Source organism: Mesorhizobium sp. M0518 (assembly GCF_040321125.1).
In the GTDB taxonomy this organism is placed as follows: domain Bacteria; phylum Pseudomonadota; class Alphaproteobacteria; order Rhizobiales; family Rhizobiaceae; genus Mesorhizobium.
On record NZ_JAMYQY010000045.1, the window covers coordinates 1 to 12,679 of the forward strand.

The window sequence follows — 12,679 nt, forward strand, 5'->3', positions numbered from 1 at the left end:
CGGGATTTCCTGGGGCGGTTACAGTGCACTGCAGGTGGCTGCACGACGTCCACCTGCGCTCAAGGCGATCATCACGGTTTGCTCGACTGAGGACCGCTATACCACAGAGCCCTACGGCGGTGGTTTGATCAACATGGACATGTTCGGGAATACATGGGGTCCCGCATACCCCGTCATAGCTTGCAGTCCTCCCGATCCGGCCATTGTTGGCGACCGCTGGCGCGACATGTGGACGGAGCGCCTCAATAACGTCGAGTATTATCCCATGATCCACCTTACCCACCAGCACCGCGACGCATACTGGAAGCATGCGTCACTCAATGAGGACGATGGAAATTACGATGCCATTCAATGTCCCGTCTATGCCGTAGGTGGTTGGTTAGATCCTTTTCACCGCACGGTTCCGCGCATGCTCGCCAACCTCAAATGTCCGCGAAAAGGACTTGTCGGCCCCTGGGCTCACCAATATCCGAACAATGGAGATCCGGGCCCAGCGATAGACTGGCTCACTGAGTCGCTGCGTTGGTGGGATTACTGGCTCAAGGACATCGATACCGGCATTATGGCTGAGCCGATGTATCGGGTCTGGATGCAGCAAGAACCGGTAATGCGCGGCGTACACGAGACGCCCGGCCGGTGGGTGGCCGAGGAAACCTGGCCGTCGCCGCGCATCACGCCGCGTAAATTCTATCTCACCAAGGACGGACTGGAGAACGATGCCGGTGCTGAAACGGCGCGTGTTCTCAAGCCTTTGCAGACGGTCGGAACAACGGCCCCTGGTTGGCATCCGTTTATCGAGGATGCTCCGACCGATCAGCGAATTGACGACGCTCGCTCACTGACGTTAGATTCCGAGCCGCTCGAGGGGGATTTCGAGATTCTCGGCGCGCCTGTGGTCGCTCTCGACTTGTCGGTCGACAAGCCGGTTGCGCTCTTGGCCGTCAGTCTCAATGAAGTTGAGTCGGACGGCCTGTCGAAGCGAATTACCTATGATGTGCTCAATCTGACCCACCGGGACAGTCATGAGTTTCCTGAGCCGCTGGTGCCCGGCAAACGCTATCGCATCCGCCTGCCGCTGCAGGACTGCGCTCATGTTTTCAAATCGGGCAGGCGCATTCGTGTTGCCGTGTCGACTTCACGTTGGCCAACATACTGGCCGTCCCCTGAGCCGGTGACGCTGACGGTTTATGCCGGTCGGTCCGAGCTCGAGCTGCCGGTACGACCGCCCCGGGCCGAGGACAGGGAATTGAAGCCGTTCGGCCCGGCCTTTGTGCCGGAACCGACCTCCGGACGAACCATTTTGCAAGAAGCGCCAAAGCCTACCAGAGTCTCTGAATGGGACGCCACAACGAGCAAACTTACGATACGCAACGCCCAAGGCGACGGACGATCTCGGATTGACGCCATCGGCACAGAGATGTGGACGACACGAAGCGAGGTGATAGAAATACTTGACCACGATCCCACCAGCGCCACGATCGACGCGCAAAAAATTACGGCGTACAAACGTGGCGACTGGGACTGCCGCGTTGAGAGTCGCCTGCGGGTGAGCGTTACCAAAGACGACTTTTTATTTGTGGGTCAGATCCAGGCCTTCGAACATGACGCTGAGGTCTTCACCAAGATCTGGAATCGTACAATCCCGCGCAGGCTGGTCTAGCAGGTCTCTGATTGGGGGCGTCGAGGTCAAGCTCCTCCTGCTTTCTTTTCCGGAGGATGTCGCTCCGTGGGTCAATCGCTTCTCTTCGCGGTCGGCGCTGGGTCGCCGCATGATTTTGACGGTGCCTGTACGGCATGGATGTGCCAGAATGAGGTCGTTACAGAACTCAAGCATCGGCGCGTTGTGGATTGATACGATTTGCTGCAGGTCGGGAAGACCTCCTCGCTCGGTGGCTGAGAACCTGGGCGCGAAAGTATCCAATACCACTGACACATCAAAGCCGTCGGTCACCGGCGCCGGCCGGTCGGTCCGCCTCGACTATATCCCGTGAACTGCCGCGCAATGCAGCCACGCGCAGCGGCGAGTTGGAGTATCGCGCGACGACCGCCTAGACATTATGACCGTGGTCTGAGCGGCGGCCCGCCCTTAGTCTTTGCAGCTGTTAAGCAAACGGGGGTTGCTCGAGGGTGGCCGCAATGGGGAGGTCCGGTATTTCGGCGAGATCGAGGCGAGGCCGGCGGCGGTCGAGCGTTTCGTGCGCAAGCTGGAGAAAAAGCATCCTCGTCGAGCTCGGTCAGCACTGCGATGTCGTTGCGCCCTCGCTGATCCCCAAGCGCCCGGGCGCGTGCGTCAAGACGAACGGCGCGATGCGGTCAGTCTAGCGCGGCTGCTGCGGCCGGAGAATTGAAGGGAATCTGGGTTCCAGACGCGGTGCATAGATCGCCCGCGCATGCCGATCGACTTCCCGGACGACAAGACAATGCACATAAGTCCCGAAGGCCCATCTATCAGGCCCTCTTCGTTCAGGGCCGCGGAGCGCTACGTCGCGAGCTCACCGCCTGCGGGTGCTGAGGGAGCGCGTCCGCAGGCGAGGCAAGGGCTTTGTCTCGTGGAGATCACGATCAGCCAGCGTCCCGAAGCGGCCGGTCGCGCGGTGCCAGGGCCCTGGGAGGGAACCTTATCCTGGGCCTTGGCAGCTCGGTCATCGGCACGCTGGTCGAGCGCACGACGCGCTTCACGATGCTGCTGCATCTCTCTCCCCGCGCATTCTGACTCCGGAGTATCTGGTAACGAGGTACTTTTGGATCTGGACGACTAGCATTGGTCCTCCTACCGTTGGTCACCTTTGAATGGGGCCCGCTGGCTTGGACCGGAGTTTCGTCTGGAGTTTCGTCCAATAGTTATCCAACGATGGTCCAGTCCGGGCTGGCGTCATTTGGGAAGCGATTAGCTCAATGAAGGCACCTGGATAAGGCCCCTGAATGAAGCTATCTCACTGGCCGAAAACATCATTTGGAAAGTCCAGATACCGCCATTGAAGGAGACGACGTCCTGATCTTCGCAATTGACAGGTCGCAGACGTAAATCCGATCTGGCCAGCGTCGCTGCCGAATATGTGCGGGCAACACCAGTCGGGTGCAACGAGACAGCTGGGCCTACAGTGCCGTCATCGCCAGATAACATTTAGTCGTGCGGTACATAACTTTTTATTCCGTTGTTTTGTTGCTCCCGGGCCCCTAGCGTTCCTAGGTGTAAAACGGCCCGGCGAATGGCCGGGATGGGAACTACGGCCTTACGCCAGCGTGACTTCATTTCCAACCAGCTGACCTCTGAATTTGATGCAAGCCTTCGCTGTGACTGTTATCGACTAACAAAATCAAAATGGGAGCAGATCATGAAAAATACCATGGGCAATGTAAGCCGCCGGTCCTTTCTCAAGACCGGCGCCGTGCTTGGCGGGGGGGTCGTCGCTGGCGGCATGCCGTTGTCGCAAGTCATCTGGGCGGCCGAAGGCAAAGTGCTCAAAGCGCGTTCCCCTCGTGATATCGAAACCTTCGATCCCGGCTTCTACCACGGTGAAACCGATGTCGCGGTGATGAATTGCATTTATTCAAAGCTCACGCGTTACACCCCCGGCACCAAATGGGGTTGGGAGCTGGAGGCGGCGGAAAAGATCGAGCAGGTCGACCCTACGCATGTTCGCTTTCGTCTGAAGAAAGGCATCAAGTTTACCGGCGGTCACGGCGAGATGACTGCCAAGGACGTCAAATTCTCCTTTGAGCGCGTCATCAAGCATAATTCGCCGACGAAACCTGATTGGGGTTCGTTCGACCGTGTCGAGATCGAGGATGATCACACCGGCGTAATTGTGTTCAAAGCTCCTTACGTACCTGTTTGGATGCTCACCCTTCCGTTTGGGGTTGGCCACATCCTTTCCGAAGATGCGGTGATGAAGGCGACCAAGGACGGCGGTGATTTCGGCCTGAAGCCGCCAGCTTTCTCCGGCCCGTATTTGGTCGCCGACTGGAGGCCCAACCAGTATCTGCTCTTGACCCGCAACCCGGATTGGTCAGGCCCGAAGCCGGGCTTTGATGAAGTTCGCATTCTGCCGATCAGCGACATCAAGTCGGCGGAACGCGCCTATCAGGCTGGCGATATCGATTTCACCCATATCAGTCTGGATTCGCTAGCGACGTTCAAGGACGCGCCACTCGCCGACACCACGATTGAGGAAAAGCCCTCGCTGGATTACGGCTGGATCGGCATCAATATGGATCACCCGAAGCTGAAGGACATTAATGTCCGCAAGGCGATCCAATGGGCAATCAATGTGCCGCAGATCCTGGATGCTGCCTATGCAGGTCACGCCGTCGTCGCAACAGGCACCATTGCTCCGGGCATTGTTGGGCATCGCGACAAGGCACTCGTCCCACCGGAAGGCGATGTCGCAAAGGCAAAGGAATTCTTGGGAAAGGCGGGTGTGAGCGATCTGAACTTGACCATCGATTGCCTGAACGGGAGCACAGATTCGACCATAGCCGCGATGGTTCAGGCGCAATTGTCACAGATCGGCATAACGGTCCAGGTCAATACCCAGGATTCTGGCTCCTACTGGAGCCTTGGCATGGAATCGGAAGGCGACCGCTGGAAGGACCTGCAACTCTTCGTAATGAAGTTCGATGGTTTTCCCGATCCGTCTCCTGCAACTGGCTACTTCGTGAGTAGTCAGGTCGGCGTCTGGAACTGGCAGCGATTTCGCAGCGACCGCTTCGACGAGCTCAACGACAGGGCGCTCACCATCAACGACCCGAACGAGCGGGCGAAGCTATACTACGAGATGCAGGATATCATGGAGCAATCCGGCGCATTCCGCTTCCTGACCCATGGGGGCGACGCGGCTATATATCGCAACACGCGAATGCAGGCCGCAACCCGTCCTGACGGACGAGCGCTTTACGTCGATTTCAAGCCGATTTAGGCTTAGGTGTAGCTAGCATGTGGCTGTACTTCCTCAAAAGGACCGTCCTCGCGTTCGCAATCATTGCGATCGCGGTGACGCTACTGTTCCTGATGATCAGAGCGGTACCCGGCGATCCTGCCGCGATTCTGCTCGGACCACGGGCGACCCCCGAAATGAAGGCGTTGCTACATCAGGAGATGGGGCTCGACAAGCCGCTCGTTGTGCAGATCGCTACTTTCTTCGGCGGGCTGCTCCGCGGCGATCTCGGCTTCGACGTATTCAGCCGTAAACCTGTTGCCGATATCGTTTTCCAGCAATTGCCCTATACGATCGAGCTGATCCTGGCCTCGATCATTTGGGCAGCTGCGGTTGCCATACCGCTTGGCTGTTACTCGGCCGTGCGGCGTAACTCCATCGTCGATCAGGTCGTCGCCGTAATGGCGGTGGGCGCCATCGCCATCCCTTCCTTTGTCATGGCGGTCTACGCCTTGCTGATCTTTGCTGTCAGCCTCCGTTGGCTGCCGGCGATCGGTGTCGGCAACAGCTTCTCGGACGGAGTTATTCATCTCATCCTGCCGAGCTTCGCCATAGGTATCGGATGGGTCGGCTACATTTCCCGACTGGTACGGGCATCCATGCTCGAGATCCTAGGAGAAAACCACATCCGCATGGCCCGCTCTTTCGGGATCTCGGAATGGCGCATCGTCGCGCGATACGCGCTGCCGCTCGCGATCCTGCCGACCGTGACCATACTCGGGGTAGGCATCGCGTGGCTGCTTTCGTCCGCAGTCTTTATCGAAGTGGTCTTTGCGAGACCTGGCGTCGGGGCGTTGATTGTGAATGCGGTCAATACCCGCAACTATCCGATTGTGATGGGCGTCGTGCTCGTCACCACGTTCCTTATTGTCACCGCCACGACGCTCTCCGATTTGATAAATGCATTCCTCGATCCGCGAACCCGGGAAAAGCTCTGACATGGTGATCGTTGAAGCCATCCGTCCCGAACCCAACGATGCGATGGCTACCGGCGCCTTTCGCACCTTTTGGGGACAATTTCGCCAAAACCGCCTGGGCGTGCTCGGAGCTGTGCTTGTTATACTCATAGCAGCAGCTGCGATCTTCGCTCCGCTGATAATCACGCATGATCCGATCCGGATCATGGTCGGGCCTCGTCTAGCAGGTCCTTCACTGGATTTTCTGCTGGGTACGGACCAGTTGGGCCGCGACACGTTCTCGCGCGTCATGATGGGCGGCCGCATCCCGCTCCTCGTTGCTTTCGCCTCCCTCGGCAGTGCGCTGGCAGTCGGCGTCGTGCTTGGTCTGATTGCTGGATTCGGTCCTCGCTGGCTCGACAATTTGCTTTTGCTTTTCTTCGATACGATCCGCTCCTTTCCTGGTATCATCTTCGCGCTGGCCATCATCGCGCTTCTGGGACCAAGTCTGGCCAGTATCATTTTTGTCATCGCAATAACGTCGGTGCCGATTTATGCGCGCGTGGTGCGCACCCAGGCCCAAGCACTACGCAGCAGTGAGTACATAGCCGCAGAGCGCAGCATGGGCGCAGGCACGACGCGCATCCTGGCCGTGCATGTTATGCCCAATGTGATCGGCCCGCTTCTCATCCTCGTGAGCATGGACGTGCCGGCGGTCATCGCCTGGGAAGCAGGTCTCAGCTTCCTCGGGATGGGCGTGCGGCCCCCAACGCCTGACTGGGGAGCGATCCTCAACGATGGCTATAGCTACATCAACCAGACCCCTTGGCTGGTGATCGCCAGCGGCATTCCCATCGTCATCGCAACGCTTGGCTTCACGTTTCTGGGCGAGGCGCTTCGCGACATTTTCGATCCCAAGCTGCGGAAAGACCTATGAGACGCGATGATCTGACACCGCATACGTCCGCCCGACCGCTTCTTGAGATCCGTGGGCTCGATCTCGACTTTGGGACGCCACGCGGCCGTGTTCATGCGCTGCGAAACGTTTCGCTCGATGTGCCATCCGGACAGGTGGTTGGCATAGTCGGCGAAAGCGGATCCGGCAAGTCGACGCTCGCCTATACGGTGATGGGCCTGCTTTCCGAAAACGCAGATGTAGTAGCCGGCAGAATCCTGTTCGAAGGAAAGGACCTGCTCAAAATGCCCGCTCAGGCGTGTCGGAGCCTGCTCGGCGATCGTCTCTCGATGATCTTTCAGGATCCGATGACCGCACTCAATCCAGTGCGGACCATCGAGAGCCAGATGATCGATATTCAGCACCACGATCAAGGAAGCCGGAGCGAAAAGCGTGCTCGTGCCCTCGCAATGCTTCGCCGGGTCGGAATTCCCGATCCGGAAAGCCGTATCGGCGCCTATCCGCACCACTTCTCTGGTGGCATGCGTCAGCGCGTTTGCATTGCCATGGCGCTTCTTGTGAAACCCACGTTGCTCGTCGCTGACGAGCCAACCACCGCGCTCGATGCAACGCTGGAAGTGCAGATCATTCATTTGCTCAAGGATCTGCAAAAAGAAATTGGTTGCTCGATTCTCTTCGTCTCCCACCACCTCGGCGCGGTGGCCGAGTTGTGCGACCGAGTCGCTGTCATGTATGCGGGCGAAGTGGTGGAGCAGGGCGCCGTTCGGGACATCTTCCACAATCCTGCTCACCCCTACACGCGCGCGCTGCTTGAGTGCGATCCTGGGCGTATCAAAAAAAGCACGCGCACTTTGCCGACCATTCCGGGCGAGGTGCCGAGTCTCCTCGGCAGCAAGGTGGGATGCATCTTCCGCACGCGCTGCCAACATGCGTACAACCGCTGTACGCACGACAACCCGGTTGAGTATCGCATCGGCGTGGATCAGGTCGCCCGATGCCATCTCCTCGACGAAGTGCGGTTGGTTTCGGCATGAGCGCGCTGCTTCGGGTTCAGGACCTGCGCGTCCGCTTCCGCACCATGGGTCCGCTGAAGGCGCTCGCAACCGGGACGAAAGCCCCTTTCATCGACGCAGTATGCGGTGTGTCCTTTGAAATCCGCAAGGGCGAGACGCTCGCACTTGTCGGTGAAAGCGGCTCGGGCAAATCCACCATCGCGCGCACGATCATCGGCTTGCAGCGGGCTGTGAGCGGTAGCATCAGCTTCGATGGACAGGAAATAGAGGAGCTCAGTGGGGCCGAACGCAAGCCGTACTTGCGGCGTATGGCGATGATGTTCCAGGATCCAATCGGCTCACTCTCGCCGAGGCTGACGGTTCGATCGCTCCTGACAGAGCCTTTTCGCATCCATGGATTAAAGCGTCGCGATGCCGGAGGCGAAGCCGAGCGCCTGCTTCGGATGGTCGGCTTGCCGGCGGATTTTGCTCGCCGCTATCCCCATCAGCTTTCCGGAGGTCAGGCCAGGCGCGTGGGTATCGCGCGTGCTCTTGCACTGAATCCGGACCTGATTATTGCCGATGAGCCGACCGCGGGCCTTGATGTCTCAGTGCAGGGGGAGGTGCTCAATCTTCTCGCGCGACTTCAGGACGAACTCGGCATGGCGATCCTGATCATCACGCACAATCTTAACGTGGTCCGTCACATGACCGATCGTATGGCGATCATGTATCTCGGTCGCTTTATTGAGGTCGGCTCGACCGAGCGTATTTTCGATCAACCGCGGCACCCCTACACCGAGGCGCTGCTTGCGGCCAATCCTGAGCCTGACCCGGATGCGGTGCTCAATAGGATTGAGCTCAAGGGCGAGGTGCCGAGCCTGTTGAGGCGACCATCCGGCTGCGAGTTCCACACCCGTTGTCGTTACGCGCAGGATATCTGCGGCCGCGTCTTCCCCGAACCTTCAGCAAGCCCGGATGATGCGGAGCACAGCTTCAGATGCCATTTCCCGCTCGAGCGTGAAATCATCTCCGGTTTGGAGCGGTCACACCCTGTCTCAGTCGGAACCAAATGATAACTAAGGAAAGCCTTGGGATGTTGCAGGCAGGAGCTTGGGTTGCCATCACTGGCAGAAGCGCGGAGCGAGCAAGTTTTTCGCTCTCTGAGCAATAGGATTCACCTCTGATTCCCCCACCCGACTGTGGCATCAATCAATTTCGGTAGCTGTTTTTAGGCGGAAGGGCTCTTGCTGAATGAAGTTGAGGTTGGGCGGAGGGAACACGTCCATCTAATGAATGAACACTTCGATTCTCGAAGAGTGGTTAAAGGAAAGCCCATATGAAGCTCCATGAATATTCCAGTTATGACGCCACCGGGCTCGCGGAATTAGTTCGCAGGCGCGAGGTCACCGCAGTAGAGCTTGCCCAACTCGCACGTGAGGCCCACGATCAAGTTAACCCTACGCTCAACGCCGTGGTGGAGTTCTACGAGGACGCGGAATCCGTGCCTGGCTCAGATGCAGGTCCGTTCGGCGGTGTGCCCTTTCTGCGGAAGGATATTAGTGTAACCGAAGCTGGTCGACTCTACGAATGCGGAAGCCGGCTCTATCGAGGCTTCCGTCCCACCGTTGATAGCTATTTCGTTGAGCGGGCCCGGGCCGGGGGCTTGCGCATTGTGGGCCGCACGACGACAACTGAATTAGGAGTATCCGCCCTTAGTGAAACTGCAATGTGTGGAATTACGCGCAATCCCTGGAATTTGGATCGGACAGTAGGCGGCTCGTCTTCAGGATCAGGAGCGGCAGTGGCCGCCGGCATCGTCCCCATCGCATCAGCAAGTGACGGCGGCGGATCCATTCGTATTCCGGCATCCTATTGCGGGCTGGTGGGTCTTAATCCCTCGCGCGGGCGCATCTCCGGCGGGCCTAACCGCCAGGATCCAGGCCACGGTATCAGTAGATATTTCGTTCTTTGCCAAACAGTTCGCGATATGGCGGCGTCGCTCGATGTGCTATCCGGAAGCTACCCGGGCGACCCCTTCCTTATCCCCGGACCAGAACGCAACTACATTGAAGAGCTTTCGCAGCCGAGCGGCCGCTTAAAGATCGGTGTCGCATTGAGTTCATGGGCCGAGTTGAAGCTCGATCCGGAAATTCGTGACAGGGTGGCGGAAACGGCCAAAGTGCTTGAGGGAATGGGGCATGTGGTAGAGGAAATCGACCAGCCATTTTCTGCCTCGGATTATCGCGAGGTTATCGCAGGCTCTACTTATTTCGGCCGTGGAAATCTAGATGCCGTGGCAAGTGCTCTCGGCCGAAAAGTGGATGCAACGACACTCGAAAACATAAATCTTATATTCTATGAGAGGGCGAAGCATCTCCCGCTGTCCTATGCAGAAAAAGTTTTCGAACACGCCCGGAAAATACGTTTCGATGTAGCAAAGGCCGTTCAGGATTTTGATATCTTGCTGACACCTACCATGCCTTGCACGGCTGTTCCGCATGATGCTCACTCAACTGAAAACATGTCGGTAGAGGAGTATCTAACCTTGGACGCGGTGGGATTCTGCCAGTATCTTGGTGTATTCAGTGTGACCGGTCAACCGTCGGTGTCATTGCCGCTCTTCTGCAGCACCGAAGGATTGCCCATCGGGATTCAGATCGTCGGCCGCTTCGCCGATGAGGCGACTGTTGTCCGCGTTGCGCGGGATTTGGAACAGGCAATCCCTTGGACAAAACGGCGACCGCCTGTCTTTACCGGGATAACGGGATAAGATCGGCTTCGGCACCGACGCAGGGTCAAGGCGGAGATCCAAGGATCTGGTTCTCGGCGGGTTTTGGTTGCGCCGCGAACTGCTGGCTGAAGGGATCGAAAGCAGCGTCGTCGCTCCCACCTCGATCGCGACATCTCGGCGACGACGGCGGGACGACCGACAGGATCGACGGCGAAGCCATGGTGCGGACGCTGCTGGCCCACAAGCGCGGCAGTCGCAGGTGTGGGCGATGAGTCAAGGCCCCAGCCGGAAAGAGGAAGACCGCCGTCGCATTACTCGAAGGATTGTTGTTGCACGGGGTATCTCCGGATACGAGCCGCGGCGCCGCGATCGGCGGGCACGACTTGAGCAACCGCGGACCGGCGACGGCCGAGCTCTGCCAAGCGCATCTCAAAGCGCCTCTAGCAAGTCAATGCCGTGGAGGCGGAGCGAGCCGCGTGCTGGTCGAGGGGCAAGTCGCCGCAACGCCCACCCGGCCGCGACGTTGCTGAACGTGAAGGGGATCGGACCGTGTCATGCTTTGTCGGAATGGTTCTTTCGCCATTTCGACAACCAACGGCAGGTGTCGGCCTACTGCGCCCTTGCGCCAACGCCTTGGCAAAGCGGATCGGTCGATCGTGAGCAAGGTGTGTCGAAATCCGGCAATCCGCGGCTGCGAACGACGATGGTTCAAGCCGCACGGCGATGGCTGCGCCATCAGATCGGAACTTGCTCAACCTTGGAAGTATGTGACCGCCGGCATCGTGATCGAAGGCGCCGTGATGAAGGCTGTTTGACCCTAATCCGTAATCCGCCGGGGCCCGATCAGTCCTGGTCGATCCCAGTTGGATGAACCGATACCTGGCATGCCTGAATTCCGTTTTGTAGAATGGTCTCATCCTTCTGAGCCCTTGCCCGCCGGAAGCGGTGGAGGTATTGAACGGCGACCGCATGTGAGGTTCATGGTGCTCGGACACGGCCGGGCATGCAACCGGGTCAGGCCTTGGATGCCGAAACAATCCTGGAGTTCTGCTCATGCGTTGCTGACTTTAATCCTTGACCCAAGAAGGCTAGGTACCAGCACACGCAAAGCAGGATCACTGTTGGTCGAATGCCATAGCGCCGGTAATCAAAGCGTTGCAACATCCGGTGACGGCCCAAGCGCGAATCTGATCGTCACAGATATTGCGGCCATGCTGACAAATTCCATAGGCGTTTGAATCCGAAAAAATGGTAGGCTGGCTTATCGACTAAGCCATGATGACCTTGGAAGGGCTATGTCCTCGTTGCGGCAGGCGCCGTCGAAAGCATTGTTGCGGTTGTAAGCAAACTTCATATGACCCGGATCGGAAAAGACGCCCATCATGTCAATATTCTCACTTAATGGGTCCCCGTGTGCGAGAAAACCTGCATAACAACGACGCCGCTGACGATCAAAATAATCCCGCCGATTGCTGCAGTGTCCAACTTCTGCCCAAAGATGACCGCGCCAATGGCCGCAGTAAGCACGATCCCCAAACCTGACCATATCGCATAGGCGACGCCCAGCGGCAGGCTTTTCAACGCTTGCGTCAGAAAAAAGAACGAAATTCCATAGAGGACGATGCAGGCGAGAGTTGGACTTAGTTTCGTGAACTGGTTGGATTTCTGCAGAAACGTAGAGCCCGTCACCTCGAACAGGATTGCGAAGCCGAGCCAGTAATAGCTGGAAAGAGAGTTTCTCACAGCTTTGTCAATTTCTGGGGTTCTGATTGCATGTTCCCCCTCTTACCTGAGCCGATGTTTGGCCGTGCACTCTTTTGAGGTTTCTTGTGAAATCGGAAGCGTTCTTCATGCCAACCTCCAGCGCGACTTCTATGTTCGAGGCCCTCGTCTTTGAGATCGCTCGTTTGTGTGATGCACGCATTTTTTGATGGCTTGCACCGGGAGAGCTCCGTTGTTTCGATGCAGACCCGCTCGAGATGCCGTCGGATCCTTTCTGCCAGGTGGCGACGCCGTTCGACGAATGCGGCCGTTGCACGCTGGTTCACGATAATCGGCATCGCAAGAGGTGACCGGCACTGCTTGGGAGGTACCTGATAGCGCGGAATCAGGGTCCGCCGTAGGCCAGAATAGTTGAGGAGCCATATTGTCGATCACGCAAGCACTCTGGCCTTAGCTCGCATCTAAGAGGTCATCGATGTGAT

8 protein-coding genes and 3 pseudogenes are annotated in these 12,679 nt (G+C 58.0%); 10 read left to right on the forward strand and 1 reads right to left on the reverse strand.

Annotated features, from left to right (window positions below; all coding sequences use genetic code 11):
• From NKI66_RS32120 to NKI66_RS32745, 10 genes and pseudogenes are all read left to right on the forward strand, one after another.
• Positions 1-1,660: CocE/NonD family hydrolase (locus NKI66_RS32120; protein WP_352754029.1), on the forward strand; the 1,660-nt coding region annotated here is incomplete at its 5' end.
• Positions 1,661-2,229: 569 nt separating this feature from the next.
• A pseudogene (locus tag NKI66_RS32740) lies at positions 2,230-2,371 on the forward strand (IS110 family transposase); the annotation flags it as partial.
• 28 nt (positions 2,372-2,399) lie between these two features.
• Positions 2,400-2,695 (forward strand): annotated as a pseudogene (locus NKI66_RS32130) (transposase); the annotation flags it as partial.
• Between the two features lie 640 nt (positions 2,696-3,335).
• Positions 3,336-4,919, forward strand: a complete 1,584-nt coding sequence (locus NKI66_RS32135; RefSeq protein ID WP_352754031.1) for an ABC transporter substrate-binding protein — start codon at positions 3,336-3,338, stop codon at positions 4,917-4,919.
• A 17-nt stretch (positions 4,920-4,936) separates the two neighbouring features.
• Positions 4,937-5,875 (forward strand): ABC transporter permease, encoded by a 939-nt coding sequence (locus NKI66_RS32140; RefSeq protein ID WP_352754032.1) that lies wholly within the window; start codon positions 4,937-4,939, stop codon positions 5,873-5,875.
• Between the two features lies 1 nt (position 5,876).
• Positions 5,877-6,770 carry an ABC transporter permease gene (locus NKI66_RS32145; RefSeq protein WP_352754033.1) on the forward strand — a complete coding sequence of 298 codons (894 nt, stop codon included), beginning with the start codon at positions 5,877-5,879 and terminating at the stop codon, positions 6,768-6,770.
• Positions 6,767-7,783, forward strand: coding sequence for an ABC transporter ATP-binding protein (locus NKI66_RS32150; protein ID WP_352754034.1), 1,017 nt, complete (start codon positions 6,767-6,769; stop codon positions 7,781-7,783). Before NKI66_RS32145 ends, NKI66_RS32150 begins: the two co-directional genes overlap by 4 nt.
• The gene (locus tag NKI66_RS32155; protein WP_352754035.1) at positions 7,780-8,817 is read left to right on the forward strand and encodes an ABC transporter ATP-binding protein; all 1,038 of its coding nucleotides are present in this window, start codon (positions 7,780-7,782) and stop codon (positions 8,815-8,817) included. The genes NKI66_RS32150 and NKI66_RS32155 overlap by 4 nt, the downstream gene beginning before the upstream one ends.
• Before the next feature lie 263 nt (positions 8,818-9,080).
• Positions 9,081-10,514 (forward strand): amidase, encoded by a 1,434-nt coding sequence (locus tag NKI66_RS32160; protein WP_352754036.1) that lies wholly within the window; start codon positions 9,081-9,083, stop codon positions 10,512-10,514.
• 52 nt (positions 10,515-10,566) lie between these two features.
• Positions 10,567-11,211: pseudogene (locus NKI66_RS32745) on the forward strand (transposase); the annotation flags it as partial.
• A 662-nt stretch (positions 11,212-11,873) separates the two neighbouring features.
• Here NKI66_RS32745 and NKI66_RS32175 read toward each other — a convergent pair.
• Complete coding sequence (locus NKI66_RS32175; RefSeq protein ID WP_352754039.1) at positions 11,874-12,218, reverse strand: DMT family transporter; 345 nt, start codon at positions 12,216-12,218, stop codon at positions 11,874-11,876.
• Positions 12,219-12,679 lie beyond the last annotated feature (461 nt).